Here is a 13,870-nt window from a genome sequence, read left to right on the forward strand (position 1 = left end):
TATGCAAAAATATGCTGTTAGGTAAATATGAATAGTATCCAAAATGATCCCCCTCAAGAAATGAATAAAAAAACACCGTGGTATAAAAAATTGTGGGTTGTAGTCGTTGGTATAAGCGCCGTAGTATCTACTTTATTAATACAGGGGCCAACAATGTTACAAAACGCTAGAGTTTTACCAAAAGAAATAAAGAAAACTAGCGATCAATTTCATTCCTGGGTTAAGGAAGATAAGGAGTGGACTGGACACTGGTCTGCATTTCCAGAAGGTACGGTTGATATGGCGGATTTGAATTTATCTGATGTTGATCTACAAATCACACTTCGGTCTACGAATGGAAACATAGACGGTACGATAGCTACGAAAAAAATTTGTCAAGACATCCCAGTTTTTGATTTTATTTTATTGACTGGTGAAGTTTCTGGTAACATAGCAAAAGTGGTTGCTTGGGATATTATTGGTGGACATAGAAAGGAGTTTGCTACATTAACCCTTTCAAGGGAGGGCTATGTGATGACTGTTATTCCAAATACTGGTTTTACATCATGGTTTCCTACTACAGCTAAAATTGCGAGACGTCCTATAGATTCAGATGATCCACAACCAGATGCGGAATTTTGTTCAGAAGAAAAGGCAGCATTATTTGAGAGGTTGAATAGAAATAGGAATACTAATTAATCTATGAGTATGATGAATTGGTGCTATCTCAACCTGATGAATAAGCATATAACAAATGCATCAACACGATTTACTACACTCGGCAATCTCAGTTTGCCGAGTGTTTCTCGTTTTAAGGCGTCAATATTAAGTATAATCGCATAGTAGTAAACGTGTTATGCAGGCGTTATGCCTAGATATTGATAATATAGAAGCGGCTAGCGCTTCCATATTATTATGAACATTTATTAGCTAAATATTCCTGCCGTGCTTTTTTTCGGCGAGTGTATTTATCATCCATCTTCTTTAATATATCTGGCATTTCATACTTAAAAAAAGCATCTGGCGCGTCAGGGATAATCGATGTAATGAATTTAAATAACGCTCTTAGATCAATGCCATGATGAGTATAAAGCTTTATTCCATCATCACTCATAATTAGATCTCGTAAAGAGTTCAAATGTACCTTGAATTCTTTAAATCCATAATCAGCTATTAGGTCTTGAAAATAATACGCTAGAGGTTCTTGTAATAACTTAATTCTAGCTATTTCAATTTCATTGGGTTTAGATGTATGAAATATATTAGAAATCCTGCTTTTTAAGCAACCTAAAGGAGATAAAATACGTAATTTTTGATTTGGTTCCAAACCAAAAGCTTCAGGAAATTCGAAGGCTGTGGTATATAGTTTTAACTTCTTTTCTGAAGTAAAGCACTCTTTATCAAAACCTGAAGGCCAATCGATTATATCAACAATATTACTTTTTTCTTTTCCTTGGTAATCTAATTCATCCACGTCTAAAAATAAAAAACCGTCAGACGTTTTTTTGATTTTTTTATTTTGGTCTTCCAGTTGTATTAATGCTAATGATGGTGGTGGGTGATTATCTGCAAATGAAACGCCAGCATTCCAACAATCAGCCATTGTCTGAATGTCAGAACGAATAGATACATAATCAATATCGACACTATGAGCAGCGAGGGAAGTACTTGTGTCTTGTGCTAAAACGTCAGAATAGTAATTTAGCCAATAGGCGACAGCTTGTCCACCGACAACATGAATAGGTGAGATAAATTTATCTAAGATAGGATAAATTTCAGCATTTAATGATATTAGTTGGTCTAAAGGTTTAAGATATAATGTTGACAAGTAACACCTCCAATATTATGAGGTGTTATTATCGCAATAATTATTGTAAATTTAAAGGCTTATAAGAACGAAGGGCGTAGTAATACGTTGTTTGAACGACGAACTGAACCAAACGAAGAACCGCGAGAGTTGTTAGCAGCAGAACTGTTAGACAAAGCAACATGCTGAGCATAACGCTTTTGCCGTTGGGATTTTTCTAATTTTAGTTCCGAGTAATCATTATACGGCATAATAGACCTTAGCTGCTAATTTCAAAATTTACATAACGAGTAAGTATTGTATAAGAAAAACAAACCAGATTGCAATCGATATTTAAAGAGTTAACAAGTAAATAGCTATTGAATGAATTATAGATGAAGTCAGTACTTTTTCAATAAAATAAGTACCATGTAAAGGCATAACAAGTGCATCAACACGATTTGCTACACTCGGCGTTGTCAGTTTGTCTTTAGTTTCAGTGATTAAGGCGTTAAAATTCAGCTAGGTCTGTATCGTAGCAAACGTGTTATGCAGGCGTTATGAGAATTAAGGGATAATTTTAAATATGGATATCAAAATAGATGATTTGAATGGCGGTGAAGTTGTTCAGTTATTAAAAGAACACCTGGAAGATATGTATGCAACGTCTCCTCCTGAAAGTGTGCACGCATTAGATGTTAGCGCTCTAAAAGTACCTGAGATTACGTTCTTTAGCTGCTGGAAAGGTGAGCAGTTATTAGGTTGTGCAGCAATTAAGGAATTGGATTCAAACCATGCGGAACTGAAATCAATGAGAACCTCTAATCATGCGCGAAATTTGGGTGTAGGTACGCTTCTTCTCAATCATGTATTAAATGTTTCATCGGATAGGGGTTATAAGAAAATTAGCTTGGAAACCGGTTCACAAGAGTTCTTCAAACCAGCTCGTAATCTCTATGAAAAATTTGGTTTTCAATATTGTGATCCCTTTGCCGATTACAAACCTGATCCACACAGCCAATTTATGTCGTGCACACTGGGTGAGACATTCTCATAACAAATGCATCAACACGATTTGCTACATTCGGCATTCTAGATTTCTTCTGGTTTACCGTATTAAGTGGTAAATTTAGACTTAATCTGTATCGTAGCAAACGTGTTATGCAGGCGTTATAACGCAGGGTGGATATGGATAGAATCATCACATTAATTGAGAAAGATGAGTTGAGGGTTAAGGCTCTTGATTGTGTTCGGCAACTCAATTTACCTCATTGCTATTTAGCCGCTGGTTTCGTCCGAAATTTGGTGTGGGATTATTTACATCAGAAATCAGTATCAACGCCTTTGAATGACGTTGACGTTATTTATTTCGATGAAACTGAATCTAATCCTGAAAACTACAAACTAATCGAATCTCAGCTTTCTGCATTGATGCCAGAATTGAATTGGGAAGTGCGTAATCAAGCAATCATGCACAAACGAAATGGTGATAAACCGTATTTAAGTATTATCGACGCAATGAGTTATTGGCCAGAAAAAGAAACAGCGGTAGCCATACGAAAATTAGGTAATGGTAAATATGAATGCATTTCTGCTTTTGGCTTTGAATCGTTGTTTAATTTTCAGGTTACACACAACCCGAAGCGTTCTTTAGAAATCTTCAGTGACCGTGTAACGTCGAAAGGTTGGCTAAGTCATTGGTCTAAATTGAGAACTGCGTTATAACAAATGCATCAACACGATTTGCTACATTCGGCGTTGTCAGTTTGTCTTTAGTTTCAGTGATTAAGGCGTTAAAATTCAGCTAGGTCTGTATCGTAGCAAACGTGTTATGCAGGCGTTATGAAAAAGGAGGAATAATGAAGATAACACTTCTTTGTTATGCAGTAAGGACTTACCTTATACTTTATGAAACTTTAAAGAAAGTTCCGCCTAAAGGTTGTTTTTTTGACATTGATACAATGTATCAGAAAGAAGTGCCTATAGTGAATGTTGTACAAAATATACTTAATCAAGTAAATAAATCTACGGCTATTGTCTCTCGTAATAGCACTATATCGATGAATCGTTGTGCTATTAAAGGTTTTGGAACTGCTATAGATATGGATACGTCATCAAAAGTAGATTTAGATTCGGTTTCGGTGACTCAGTGTGTCACTGGAATTAATGTGACACCTAACAAAAATAAGGAAATAATAATGCCACTAAATATGAAAAATAGTACGTTTAAAGATGTAGTTACAGTTGCTAGAGCTCCTGAGAAAATGTTGATTGACGTTGATAATTGTGACTTTGAAAAAATAAAAATTGGTTTTGATTTTTATGTGCCTTCAGAAGACCTAAAAGAAATAGGCTTACCGAGTGATACGCCACAAGAAATGTTATTAGAGGCTGCTAAGTTAATAAGGGAAAATAAAGATAAAAATGAAAATACGCTTATTGAGTTAATATCTAACTCTAGTCTTGGTAAATGGTTAAATTTAACCTCAGGAATTGTTACTGTTGGAACTCCTATAATAAGTAACTTGCTGACATATTTTTCATAACAAATGCATCAACACGATTTGCTACACTCGGCGTTGTCAGTTTGTCTTTAGTTTCAGTGATTAAGGCAGTAAAATTCAGCTAAGTCTGTATCGTAGCAAACGTGTTATGCAGGCGTTATGTTGTTGGTGTAAAATAAGTTTTTTCAGCACCTTGAGGTGAGCTATGTTTCAGTTTAAATGTACCAAAAAAGTTCAAGATTTCATTGGCCTGAAACCAAGTGACCTAAATGAAATTGAATCTGAAAGGTTTGTTTTAGGTAATTGGTTTGTTAACTCTTTTACTCAAAATCGCCGTAAAGTTTTAGTCTTTATGGAAGAGAAAACTTTATTCTCATTTATCATTATTGGTGTCCGAAAAGAGCACATCAAAACGTTAAGAAAGCATTTTCTTGAAGGACTATGTTTGCAGTTGAAAGCGGAAGGTATTAGTCCTCAGACGATTGCTGCATTTTCTGATAACCAGACGATAATTCAATACACTAAAACTGATAATAGAAGTAAGGTTGGCTCTATGACTGACCTAATATATTTGTATAGCACATGGATTGACTCCGAAGGTGGTTTGTCTGAAATTGACGTTGTTGATCTCGGAATGAAACTTAACAGAGTTCCTCAGACGAATCTTAAATTAACTTATGCAATTAATGAGCTTAAACAGGCGCTTGGAGAAACAACATAACAATCGCATCAACACGATTTGCTACACTCGGCATTCTAGGTTTCTTTGAGTTTACCGTATTAAGTGGTAAATTTGAGCTTAATCTGCGTAGTAGCAAACGTGTTATGCAGGCGTTGTGCGTACTGAGTCCGAAATTTTTTGCACGGTTCATCAAAAGGATCGCGGCTTTCGTAGTTTCGGCTTAGTAAGCGTAAATTTCTTCTTTGTTGCCTTTTGATTTCCGTTTCATCAGGTTCGGCAAATTAGCCCTTATTTCCCTAAGTTCAGGCGTTTCAGAGGCATTTTTACGCTTCAATTGTTCTTTGGTTATGCCTCATTTTAGTCTGCATCAGTGTTTTCCTCTTGGCATTCTCAATCCCAATTGTTGTTAGGATATTTGGTTTATCAGTTCCAAACATGCTGAAACCAAACCGTTCAAATGGTGTAAGAAATGTATCTGTTTTCCATTCACTTTATCTCGCAATTTAAGAACATTTTGTTCGCTTAATTACTATCGGTAAATTAGAATTAGGGCCTAGAAAATCTTGGCAGGGCAGTTCTTTACCAAGTTAACCGAGCCGAAAGTAAGCACGCACAACAATCGCATCAACACGATTTTCTACATTCGGCATTCTAGGTTTCTTTGAGTTTACCGTATTAAGTGGTAAATTTGAGCTTAATCTGCATGGTAGCAAACGTGTTATGCAGGCGTTATGCGCCAAAAATAGGGGAGATGTCCATGCTTTTGTGCAGGATTCTAATTATCTGTATTTGTTGGCTACCTGTTTGTTTGTAAAATATTACGTGGCTACCTTGGGGAAATTTTCGATAACCATTCCTAATTTCATCACAGCCTTTACCTATATCTGGATTTTCCGCTAACAACCAAAAAGAATCATCAAACTGTTTAAGGTAAATATTTCGTTGCTCTTTTCCCCAACGACGAGCCGTAAATATAGCTACGTCCTTAAGATCATTTTTTGCTGAAATCGTTAATGTGAATGGCTTCATTTTGAATTTTCGCTATCAAGTTCATTAATAAATGAATCTAGATCGTAATCAGCGACCCCGCTTTCTTCTCCTTCAATAAGAGAGTTACGTAATGTATGCAATTTTGTTTCTTGTGTTTCAAGTAAACGTAATGCAGATCGAATAACCTCACTGGTTGAGCCGTATCTTCCAGATTGAATTTGTGAGCTAATAAAGCCTTCAAAATGATCACCTAAAGTAATACTTGTGTTTTTAGCCATTGCCTTAACCTTAAAATACCAAATAATATGGTGATTATGGTATAAAATTCAAATTAGTCAAGTCGCGCATAACAAAGCAATCAACACGATTTGCTACATTCGGCATTCTAGGTTTGTCTTGGGTTTTGGTGTTTAAGGCGTTAAAATTCAGCTAAGTCTGCATGGTAGCAAACGTGTTATTGCGGCGTTATAAGTACAAATTTGCATCAATACTTGATCATAGGTTTGAACCTATATAATATGTAGCCTATATTAAGGTTGTAGGGAATTATTATGTGGGAAGTTATTACTACGGATACATTTGATGAATGGTTTGATTCACTAAACGATTCAGAACGTGCAAATGTGATCGCAGGTATGTTGTTACTTCAAAATAAAGGTCCGCACCTTTCTAGGCCTTACGCTGATACTGTTTATGGCTCGAAGTTTACAAATATGAAAGAGCTTCGTGTTCAAAGTAACGGTGATCCATTGAGAGCATTTTTTGCTTTCGATCCTGAGCGTAAAGGTATTTTATTATGTGCTGGTAACAAAGGCGGTAATGAAAAACGTTTTTACAAACAGATGATCCCAATAGCAGATCAAGAATTTCAAGCTCATTTGAATAATAGAGGGTAATAATATGGCTCGTACACTTCAAGAAATAATGGCGAATGAAAAGCCAGAAGTTGTTGCTCAAGCTCAAGAGTTGGCAACAGAAATGTTATTAAACATTCATTTAGCAGAATTACGTGAAAGAGCTGCTTTAACTCAGAATGAATTAGCTCTAGCTATGGGTGTAAAACAACCGACTATTTCTGGTATGGAAAAAATAGGGCAAGATATTAAATTGTCATCACTAAAAAAATATATTGAAGCTACGGGTGGCAAGTTACGTCTTGATGTTGAAATGTCAGATGGTAGTCACTTTGGTTTTGCGGTGTGATGTACTTATAACAAATGCATCAACACGATTTACTACACTCGGCATCTCAGCTTGTCGGGTGTTTCTCGTTTTAATGCGTCAATATTGAGTATAATTGCTTGGTAGTAAACGTGTTATGCAGGCGTTACACGAACTTTAAGATTGCAGTTTTTTTTGCTCAGTTCAGCGATTGAGCCGTTAGTTTTTTAGGTGTGAAAGTAGGTGGTTTTCCTTCTTCTTTGTTTCCTTTTAATATTCGTTTCATCAGGTTCGGCAATTGACCATTATTGCCAAAAGTTCATGGATTTCAGAAACCAATTAACGCTTCAATTGTTCATGGTTTTGCCTCATTTTGGTCAGCATCAGTGTTTTGCTCGCAGCATTTTCAATCCCAATTGTGGCTAGGGTATTTGGTTTATCAGCTCAAAATTGGTTGAAACCAACTCGTACAAATGGTGTAAGAAAAAGGGATTGTTTCGTTTCGCAGTTATTGCCGTTGAAATGATATTTTGCTCGCTTAATTGAGCCAGTCTAATTAAACTCAGTTTACAGTAAATCTTGGTAAATCAATTCCTTACCAATTAAAGTGAAGCGTTGACAAAGATCGTGTAACAAATGCATCAACACGATTTGCTACACTCGGCGTTGTCAGTTTGCCTTTAGTTTTAGTGATTAAGGCGTTAAAATTCAGTTAAGTCTGTATCGTAGCAAACGTGTTATGCAGGCGTTATAAGCAAAAGGAAAGTTTTGTGATAAAGAAAATTCATTGTAATACGTGTAGGTTGCAGACAAATCATAAGTTGATCTCATCACATGACCGTAATTCTTATGAAGAAGAGGAGCATGACGGTAATACTTATATAACTGATTTCGATGAATGGAAGTATAGCTTTTGGGTATGTTTAGGGTGCGATACTGGATTATTAGAAGAAAAGCATACCGGTATGGGAATGCAAAATTTTGAAGGTGATACAATTTACGATGTAAGCTACTCGCCTTCAAGAAAAAATATTAGTCGTTTACCTAAGCATTTTCGACACATTGATACCAAGCTTAATTCTGTATATAACGAAATCATTCAGTGTTTTCAATTAGGATTAGGTGTGGCCACTGCTATGTCTATTAGAGCATTGCTTGAAGGTATTTGTATACACGAAGGCATCACAGATCAGATTGCTTGGAAGTTCGAGGTGAAAATAGATAAATTACATACTATGAGCGGTATCCCGGAAAGCATTACTGAAGGACTGAAAAATTTAAAATTCATAGGTGATGATGCTGCTCATAGACTTGTTAGTCCAAAGAGGCAGGTACTTAGTTTAGCTATTGATTTGATTGAAGCTCTTTTAACTCATGTATATGAAGCTAAGTTTGAATTACACAATAAAGCGGAATTAATTAAAATAGCGGGTAAGTTGTAGTTAGTTTTGCTTATAACAAATGCATCAACACGATTTGCTACATTCGGCATTCTAGATTTCTTTGAGTTTACCGTGTTAAGTGGTAAATTTTAGCTTAATCTGCATGGTAGCAAACGTGTTATGCAGGCGTTAAATGAACTGTCTCAATGGATAATTAAGTGATACAATAGTGATACTTTGTTCTTTCGATAATGGAAACTGAATATGAAAGTTGAATTAGTCACTACATTAAAACGTCAAGCAACCAAGATTCTTTCTGAGCTTCATGCTTCAAAAGAACCAGTGTTAATTACAGAGCACGGTCAACCGTCGGCTTATTTGTTAGATGTTGATGATTACGAGTTTATGCAAAAACGAATTGCTATTCTTGAAGGTATTGCTCGCGGTGAAAAAGCAATTTCAGATAATCGTGTAGTTTCTCATGAAGTCGCAAAAGAGAAGATGAATAAATGGCTGTAATTAATTGGACTGAATCAGCATTATTAGATTTGGACGAAATTGCAGAATATATCGCTATTAATAATATCTTAGCGGCTAAGGCGTTAGTTCAATCAGTTTTCCATCGTGTTGAGCGTTTAGAGGATTTTCCATTATCAGGCCGTAGTGTTCCTGAGCTTCCTCATTTAGATTATCGTGAAATTGTATTGCCGCCATGCCGTATTTTTTACAAAGTAACCAACGATGATATCGTATATATTCTTTATGTCATGAGGGAAGAGCGCGAGTTGCGCCAATTTGTTCTCAATGACCGTGGTTTGCAGTAAGAGTTCATTTAACAAATGCATCAACACGATTTGCTACATTCGGCATTCTAGGTTTCTTTGAGTTTACCGTATTAAGTGGTAAATTTGGGCTTAATCTGCATGGTAGCAAACGTGTTATGCAGGCGTTATGTTTTTCTTTGTTATTTACGGTTCTTCGTCCTTTATATATAATTGTTCTTTATTTACTCAAATAAGTACGATAATGAATAACAAACTTCTAATTTTATTGTTCCCAGTGTTACTGGCTGGTTGCTCATCTCCTAAATTTTCAGCTGAACCGATAAGTTCAGAGAACCAATCTAATGAAATAACTATCGTTAAAGACAATGAAACACGTGATGTTTTTCTACAAACGATGAAAGAATGGTGCCTTGATACCGGTCATCAATGTGAAGTTGCTGCAGATGATACAACCCCAAAAGCTGAGGACTTAACTTTAATTTATTCCTCACGTTGGAGTTGGGATTTTAGGACGTTTATAGCTGATGCAAAAATTAAAGCTTACAAGAATAACCGAAAGGTTGGTGAGGTAGAATTTAAAGCTCCAAATGGCTTAAATACCAATAAGTTTGGTGATGATAGCAAACGAATTGAATCAATGATGTCTATTTTGTTTAATCAAGAAACGATTGATGCTGCTCAGGATAAAATATCTGATGGTTCTATATAACAATTAGAACAAACATAACAAATGCATCAACACGATTTACTACACTCGGCGTCTCAGGTTGTCGAGTGTTTCTCGTTTTAAGGCGTCAATTTTAAGTATAATTGCATAGTAGTAAACGTGTTATGCAGGCGTTATATTGCGAAAATAGTTAAGAGGATTTCATGGAAGAACAGTCTCAAATCTACTTGAATCAATATCTTAGTTCACTTTCTGAAACTGAGCGTAAAAAATATCAATCATTCAGTTCAGATTATTTCTGTGCTGATGAGCATAATGCCAATTTATGTGCGGAATTAATCCGAATTGGTCAAAAGACAGCAACTTGTAGTTTAAACGTTTGGTATGAATCTGGTGAAGAACCAATGCCAACTGTTGGTCACTTACAAGTGGTCGTTGATTGGAATGGAAAACCAATTTGTATCATTGAAATTGATTCAGTTGAAACGTGTAAATATAACGAAGTTACGGCTGATTTTGCTCATGCAGAAGGCGAGGGCGACCGTTCATTAAAATGGTGGCGTGAAGCTCATTGGCGTTTCTTTTCCGCTGAATGTTCAGAGTTAAATATTGAGCCTAATGAGGACATGGTTCTTGTATTGGAACGATTTCATGTCGTTTATCAATAGGCAATATAACAAATGCATCAACACGATTTGCTACATTCGGCATTCTAGGTTTCTTTGAGTTTACCGTATTAAGTGGTAAATTTGGGCTTAATCTGCATGGTAGCAAACGTGTTATGCAGGCGTTATGGCTCAGAAGATATTTTTAACATCACGGTAAAAATTTTCATGAGATCCTAATGCCATTAGCTCAAGGGTGACCGTGCCATCTTCGTAACTGTAACCAAGCAGTGTTAATTGCTTAACCATTTTGAATTTATGGACACGTAAAAATGACAAGTCACCTTTCTTTTGCTCTCCTAATAATGGCTCTTTCATTAATTCTTTAATTGCATTATCAAGATCCGTCTTTTGATTTTTATGTAACTTTTTTACTGCTTTCTTAAATGTAGGTGTCTGTAAAATTTGAGTTATATTAGCCAAAACTATAGCTCTCCAATTTTCCTGCTTCTTTTTCAGCTTTGGCAATAATTGCTTGTTTTACAAACTCATATGATAGTTCAGGGTTATCTTCCATCATTTCACCAATTTTAGCCCAGTGTTCAATTTGTTTTGGTGCGGTGCGACTGAATGCTTTAGCCATAATAGTAGCTTTTTGCACAAGGTCTTGGTCTAATCTGATGCTTGCTGTAGCCATTGTAAGTATCCTATTTAAAGTTAATTTCCATTATTGTAGTATATTGCTACGGTTGTCGCAAGTTGCGCCATAACAATCGCATCAACACGATTTACTACATTCGGCATTGTAGGTTTGTCTTTAATTTCGGTGTTTATGGCGGTAAAATTCAGCTTGATCTGTATAGTAGTAAACGTGTTATGCAGGCGTTATATTGCGAAAATAGTTAAGAGGATTTCATGGAAGAACAGTCTCAAATCTACTTGAATCAGTATCTTAGTTCACTTTCTGAAACTGAGCGTAAAAAATATCAATCATTCAGTTCAGACTATTTCTGTGCTGATGAGCATAATGCCAATTTATGTGCGGAATTAATCCGAATTGGTCAAAAGACAGCAACTTGTAGTTTAAACGTTTGGTATGAGTCTGGTGAAGAACCAATGCCAACCGTTGGTCACTTACAAGTGGTCGTTGATTGGAATGGGAACCCAATTTGTATCATTGAAGTTGATTCAGTTGAAACGTGTAAATATAACGAAGTTACGGCTGAGTTTGCTCATGCAGAAGGCGAGGGCGACCGTTCATTAAAATGGTGGCGTGAAGCCCATTGGCGTTTCTTTGCTGCTGAATGTACAGAGTTAAATATTCAGCCTCGTGAGGACATGGTTCTTGTATTGGAACGATTTCATGTCGTTTATCAATAGGCAATATAACAAATGCATCAACACGATTTGCTACACTCGGCGTTGCCAGTTTGCCTTTAGTTTCAGTGATTAAGGCAGTAAAATTCAGCTAAGTCTGTGTCGTAGCAAACGTGTTATGCAGGCGTTATATTTTCAAGTCAAATTATGAGCTCTATGAATCAAAGCCTTTCAATTGGTGAAAGCCTATTTAGTATGATTGTAATATTTTATGAGAGTTATATGGATATATCTTTAGTTGTTTCAATTTTAGCTCTTATTGCTGCGGCTTTATCAGCTTTATATTCAAGATGGTCAGTGAGGCAAGCTGTAAAGGCAAATGATATTGGTCGATTAAATGCTCTTCTTGCTTTTAGAGTTCATTATCTACAATTAATGGAACACCAGCAGAAATTGGCTGAAACATTGAATCATTCATTAAGCGAAATGGAAGCAGTACGGACTAAGTACGCAGAGCTTGACGAAAAACTACGAGAAGTTAACTTTCAAATAAATGAATACCATACAAAAGTAGTAAATAAGAAAATATAACAAATGCATCAACACGATTTGCTACATTCGGCGTTGTCGGTTTGCCTTTAGTTTCAGTGATTAAGGCAGTAAAATTCAGCTAAGCCTGTATCGTAGCAAACGTGTTATGCAGGCGTTATGTGAATGGAGTCTAAAATGTCCTCAGTCCCAAAAAATAAAGATGAGTTAGTTGATGCGATTAGCTCTATTTCATCTAAATTATTAGTTGATTATCAATCTATTCCATCGGAGTTATCTCGTTATTTGGAAATTGAAGGAAACGTAAAAAATACAAAAGTTAGTGTTTGCGATACTCTTTCATATTTAATAGGTTGGGGTAAGCTGGTTCTTAAATGGTATCAGCTAAAATCAGATGGAAAGTCTGTAGATTTCCCTGAGACCGGTTATAAATGGAATCAACTAGGTGAATTAGCTCAAAGCTTCCAAGCTCATTATAAAGACTGGGATTTCGTTGATTTACAGCTTGAGTTTAAATCGACAACTAAAGAAATTTTAGATCTAATTAATAGCCTTGATAATTATGTTTTATATGAAATCCTGTGGTATGAGCAATGGACGTTAGGACGAATGATCCAATTTAATACATCGTCACCAATGAAAAATATGAGAACAAAAGTAAGACGCTTTAAAAAGGCTCATGGGATCAATTAGGCAATTCACATAACAAATGCATCAACACGATTTGCTACACTCGGCGTTGTCAGTTTGCCTTTAGTTTCAGTGATTAAGGCGTTAAAATTCAGCTAGACCTGTATGGTAGCAAACGTGTTATGCAGGCGTTGTGCGTACTGAGTCCGAAATTTTTTGCACGGTTCCTCAATGGAAACGAGACTTTTGTAAACGCTATTTAGTTATCGCAACTCCTCTTCTTTGTTGCCTTTTAGTGTTCGTTTTATCAGGTTCGGCAATTAAGTATTGTCGGCCTAAATTCATGCGTTTCAGAGGCATTTTTACGCTTCAATGGTTCTTTGTGTTGCCTCATTTTAGCCTGAATCCGTGTTTTCCTCGCCGCATTTTCAATCCCAATTGTGGTTAGGATATTTGGTTTTTTAGTTCCAAACTAGCTGAAACCAAGCCGTTCAAATGGCGTTGTAAATGTATTTGTTTTTCTTCACATTATTTCTAGTTTTATGTTCATTTTGTTCGCTTAATTACCATCGGTGAATTAGAATCAGGGCTTAGACAATTTTTGCGGGGCAGTTCTTTACCAAGCTAGCCAAGCCGAAAGTAAGCACGCACAACAATCGCATCAACACGATTTATTACACTCGGCGTTCTGGGTTTGTCTTGGGTTTTGTGATTAGGGCGGTTAATTCAGGTTGGTTAGCATAGTAATAAACGTGTTATGCCAGCGTTACACGAACTCTAAGATCGCAGTTTTTTGGCTCAGTTCAGCGATTGAGCCGTTAGTTTTTTAGGTG

At 36.1% G+C, this 13,870-nt stretch carries 21 protein-coding genes; 15 read left to right on the top strand and 6 right to left on the bottom strand.

All coding sequences use genetic code 11. From position 1 onward, the window contains the following. Nucleotides 1-27: 27 nt before the first annotated feature. Complete coding sequence (locus tag PVK63_RS19315) at nucleotides 28-678, top strand: hypothetical protein (protein WP_130088411.1); 651 nt, start codon at nucleotides 28-30, stop codon at nucleotides 676-678. A gap of 214 nt (nucleotides 679-892) precedes the next feature. Here PVK63_RS19315 and PVK63_RS19320 read toward each other — a convergent pair whose 3' ends face one another. Together PVK63_RS19320 and PVK63_RS19325 are read right to left on the bottom strand one after the other, a co-directional pair. Further along, nucleotides 893-1,807 (bottom strand): hypothetical protein, encoded by a 915-nt coding sequence (locus tag PVK63_RS19320; protein ID WP_130088412.1) that lies wholly within the window; start codon nucleotides 1,805-1,807, stop codon nucleotides 893-895. Between the two features lie 59 nt (nucleotides 1,808-1,866). Continuing rightward, the gene (locus tag PVK63_RS19325; RefSeq protein WP_165371255.1) at nucleotides 1,867-2,037 is read right to left on the bottom strand and encodes a hypothetical protein; all 171 of its coding nucleotides are present in this window, start codon (nucleotides 2,035-2,037) and stop codon (nucleotides 1,867-1,869) included. Nucleotides 2,038-2,351: 314 nt separating this feature from the next. On the opposite strand from PVK63_RS19325, the gene PVK63_RS19330 reads away from it, so the two are divergent. From PVK63_RS19330 to PVK63_RS19345, 4 genes are all read left to right on the top strand, one after another. Next, the gene (locus PVK63_RS19330; protein WP_065611809.1) at nucleotides 2,352-2,822 is read left to right on the top strand and encodes a GNAT family N-acetyltransferase; all 471 of its coding nucleotides are present in this window, start codon (nucleotides 2,352-2,354) and stop codon (nucleotides 2,820-2,822) included. A gap of 131 nt (nucleotides 2,823-2,953) precedes the next feature. Next, a complete protein-coding gene (locus PVK63_RS19335) occupies nucleotides 2,954-3,490 on the top strand; it encodes a nucleotidyltransferase family protein (RefSeq protein ID WP_130088413.1) in 537 nt (178 codons plus the stop codon). Between the two features lie 134 nt (nucleotides 3,491-3,624). Further along, nucleotides 3,625-4,311, top strand: a complete 687-nt coding sequence (locus PVK63_RS19340; RefSeq protein WP_130088414.1) for a hypothetical protein — start codon at nucleotides 3,625-3,627, stop codon at nucleotides 4,309-4,311. Between the two features lie 163 nt (nucleotides 4,312-4,474). Further along, complete coding sequence (locus PVK63_RS19345) at nucleotides 4,475-4,990, top strand: DUF6933 domain-containing protein (protein WP_045103820.1); 516 nt, start codon at nucleotides 4,475-4,477, stop codon at nucleotides 4,988-4,990. 690 nt (nucleotides 4,991-5,680) lie between these two features. Here the strand turns inward: PVK63_RS19345 and PVK63_RS19350 are convergent. Further along, nucleotides 5,681-5,980: a type II toxin-antitoxin system RelE/ParE family toxin gene (locus PVK63_RS19350; RefSeq protein WP_017019248.1), complete on the bottom strand. Its 300-nt coding sequence runs from the start codon at nucleotides 5,978-5,980 to the stop codon at nucleotides 5,681-5,683. Further along, nucleotides 5,977-6,219: a type II toxin-antitoxin system ParD family antitoxin gene (locus tag PVK63_RS19355; protein WP_017019247.1), complete on the bottom strand. Its 243-nt coding sequence runs from the start codon at nucleotides 6,217-6,219 to the stop codon at nucleotides 5,977-5,979. The genes PVK63_RS19350 and PVK63_RS19355 overlap by 4 nt, the downstream gene beginning before the upstream one ends. Before the next feature lie 273 nt (nucleotides 6,220-6,492). On the opposite strand from PVK63_RS19355, the gene PVK63_RS19360 reads away from it, so the two are divergent. The 7 genes from PVK63_RS19360 (at nucleotide 6,493) to PVK63_RS19390 (ending at nucleotide 10,604) form a co-directional block, all read left to right on the top strand. Next, nucleotides 6,493-6,837 (top strand): type II toxin-antitoxin system RelE/ParE family toxin, encoded by a 345-nt coding sequence (locus PVK63_RS19360; protein ID WP_017020975.1) that lies wholly within the window; start codon nucleotides 6,493-6,495, stop codon nucleotides 6,835-6,837. Nucleotides 6,838-6,841: 4 nt separating this feature from the next. Further along, complete coding sequence (locus PVK63_RS19365; protein ID WP_130088419.1) at nucleotides 6,842-7,144, top strand: helix-turn-helix domain-containing protein; 303 nt, start codon at nucleotides 6,842-6,844, stop codon at nucleotides 7,142-7,144. Between the two features lie 728 nt (nucleotides 7,145-7,872). Continuing rightward, nucleotides 7,873-8,544 (top strand): DUF4145 domain-containing protein, encoded by a 672-nt coding sequence (locus tag PVK63_RS19370; RefSeq protein WP_130088418.1) that lies wholly within the window; start codon nucleotides 7,873-7,875, stop codon nucleotides 8,542-8,544. Nucleotides 8,545-8,748: 204 nt separating this feature from the next. Next, the gene (locus PVK63_RS19375; protein ID WP_012551865.1) at nucleotides 8,749-9,003 is read left to right on the top strand and encodes a type II toxin-antitoxin system Phd/YefM family antitoxin; all 255 of its coding nucleotides are present in this window, start codon (nucleotides 8,749-8,751) and stop codon (nucleotides 9,001-9,003) included. Then, nucleotides 8,994-9,308 (top strand): type II toxin-antitoxin system RelE/ParE family toxin, encoded by a 315-nt coding sequence (locus PVK63_RS19380; protein WP_011263487.1) that lies wholly within the window; start codon nucleotides 8,994-8,996, stop codon nucleotides 9,306-9,308. The genes PVK63_RS19375 and PVK63_RS19380 overlap by 10 nt, the downstream gene beginning before the upstream one ends. Before the next feature lie 202 nt (nucleotides 9,309-9,510). After that, entirely contained in the window at nucleotides 9,511-9,978 is a 468-nt protein-coding gene (locus tag PVK63_RS19385; RefSeq protein WP_105055979.1) for an Sbal_3080 family lipoprotein, read from the top strand. A gap of 161 nt (nucleotides 9,979-10,139) precedes the next feature. After that, a complete protein-coding gene (locus tag PVK63_RS19390) occupies nucleotides 10,140-10,604 on the top strand; it encodes an ASCH domain-containing protein (RefSeq protein WP_274440925.1) in 465 nt (154 codons plus the stop codon). A gap of 129 nt (nucleotides 10,605-10,733) precedes the next feature. Here the strand turns inward: PVK63_RS19390 and PVK63_RS19395 are convergent, their stop codons facing one another. Continuing rightward, nucleotides 10,734-11,024, bottom strand: coding sequence for a type II toxin-antitoxin system RelE/ParE family toxin (locus PVK63_RS19395; RefSeq protein ID WP_045103942.1), 291 nt, complete (start codon nucleotides 11,022-11,024; stop codon nucleotides 10,734-10,736). Then, nucleotides 11,017-11,238 (bottom strand): TA system antitoxin ParD family protein, encoded by a 222-nt coding sequence (locus tag PVK63_RS19400; protein ID WP_045103941.1) that lies wholly within the window; start codon nucleotides 11,236-11,238, stop codon nucleotides 11,017-11,019. The genes PVK63_RS19395 and PVK63_RS19400 overlap by 8 nt, the downstream gene beginning before the upstream one ends. A 218-nt stretch (nucleotides 11,239-11,456) precedes the next feature. Between PVK63_RS19400 and PVK63_RS19405 the strand changes: the two genes are divergently transcribed. The 3 genes from PVK63_RS19405 to PVK63_RS19415 all read left to right on the top strand — a co-directional run bounded on the left by PVK63_RS19405 (nucleotide 11,457) and on the right by PVK63_RS19415 (nucleotide 13,100). Further along, nucleotides 11,457-11,921 carry an ASCH domain-containing protein gene (locus PVK63_RS19405; RefSeq protein ID WP_274440923.1) on the top strand — a complete coding sequence of 155 codons (465 nt, stop codon included), beginning with the start codon at nucleotides 11,457-11,459 and terminating at the stop codon, nucleotides 11,919-11,921. A gap of 153 nt (nucleotides 11,922-12,074) precedes the next feature. Continuing rightward, nucleotides 12,075-12,449, top strand: coding sequence for a hypothetical protein (locus tag PVK63_RS19410; protein WP_274449269.1), 375 nt, complete (start codon nucleotides 12,075-12,077; stop codon nucleotides 12,447-12,449). Between the two features lie 135 nt (nucleotides 12,450-12,584). Continuing rightward, nucleotides 12,585-13,100: a ClbS/DfsB family four-helix bundle protein gene (locus PVK63_RS19415; RefSeq protein ID WP_199414934.1), complete on the top strand. Its 516-nt coding sequence runs from the start codon at nucleotides 12,585-12,587 to the stop codon at nucleotides 13,098-13,100. Nucleotides 13,101-13,870: the final 770 nt, after the last annotated feature.

Origin of the sequence: Aliivibrio sp. S2TY2, from assembly GCF_028765525.1 — a bacterium.
Classification (GTDB): Bacteria; Pseudomonadota; Gammaproteobacteria; order Enterobacterales; family Vibrionaceae; genus Aliivibrio; species Aliivibrio finisterrensis_A.

Excerpts from the sequence above, each read along its gene's own strand:
- PVK63_RS19385 (WP_105055979.1), top strand. The coding sequence starts at position 9,511 with ATGAATAACAAACTTCTAATTTTATTGTTCCCAGTGTTACTGGCTGGT.
- PVK63_RS19365 (WP_130088419.1), top strand. The coding sequence starts at position 6,842 with ATGGCTCGTACACTTCAAGAAATAATGGCGAATGAAAAGCCAGAAGTT.
- PVK63_RS19335 (WP_130088413.1), top strand. The coding sequence starts at position 2,954 with ATGGATAGAATCATCACATTAATTGAGAAAGATGAGTTGAGGGTTAAG.
- PVK63_RS19375 (WP_012551865.1), top strand. The coding sequence starts at position 8,749 with ATGAAAGTTGAATTAGTCACTACATTAAAACGTCAAGCAACCAAGATT.
- PVK63_RS19315 (WP_130088411.1), top strand. The coding sequence starts at position 28 with ATGAATAGTATCCAAAATGATCCCCCTCAAGAAATGAATAAAAAAACA.
- PVK63_RS19390 (WP_274440925.1), top strand. The coding sequence starts at position 10,140 with ATGGAAGAACAGTCTCAAATCTACTTGAATCAATATCTTAGTTCACTT.
- PVK63_RS19355 (WP_017019247.1), bottom strand. The coding sequence starts at position 6,219 with ATGGCTAAAAACACAAGTATTACTTTAGGTGATCATTTTGAAGGCTTT.
- PVK63_RS19325 (WP_165371255.1), bottom strand. The coding sequence starts at position 2,037 with ATGCCGTATAATGATTACTCGGAACTAAAATTAGAAAAATCCCAACGG.
- PVK63_RS19410 (WP_274449269.1), top strand. The coding sequence starts at position 12,075 with ATGAATCAAAGCCTTTCAATTGGTGAAAGCCTATTTAGTATGATTGTA.
- PVK63_RS19350 (WP_017019248.1), bottom strand. The coding sequence starts at position 5,980 with ATGAAGCCATTCACATTAACGATTTCAGCAAAAAATGATCTTAAGGAC.
- PVK63_RS19340 (WP_130088414.1), top strand. The coding sequence starts at position 3,625 with ATGAAGATAACACTTCTTTGTTATGCAGTAAGGACTTACCTTATACTT.
- PVK63_RS19405 (WP_274440923.1), top strand. The coding sequence starts at position 11,457 with ATGGAAGAACAGTCTCAAATCTACTTGAATCAGTATCTTAGTTCACTT.
- PVK63_RS19330 (WP_065611809.1), top strand. The coding sequence starts at position 2,352 with ATGGATATCAAAATAGATGATTTGAATGGCGGTGAAGTTGTTCAGTTA.
- PVK63_RS19345 (WP_045103820.1), top strand. The coding sequence starts at position 4,475 with ATGTTTCAGTTTAAATGTACCAAAAAAGTTCAAGATTTCATTGGCCTG.
- PVK63_RS19380 (WP_011263487.1), top strand. The coding sequence starts at position 8,994 with ATGGCTGTAATTAATTGGACTGAATCAGCATTATTAGATTTGGACGAA.
- PVK63_RS19415 (WP_199414934.1), top strand. The coding sequence starts at position 12,585 with ATGTCCTCAGTCCCAAAAAATAAAGATGAGTTAGTTGATGCGATTAGC.
- PVK63_RS19400 (WP_045103941.1), bottom strand. The coding sequence starts at position 11,238 with ATGGCTACAGCAAGCATCAGATTAGACCAAGACCTTGTGCAAAAAGCT.
- PVK63_RS19360 (WP_017020975.1), top strand. The coding sequence starts at position 6,493 with ATGTGGGAAGTTATTACTACGGATACATTTGATGAATGGTTTGATTCA.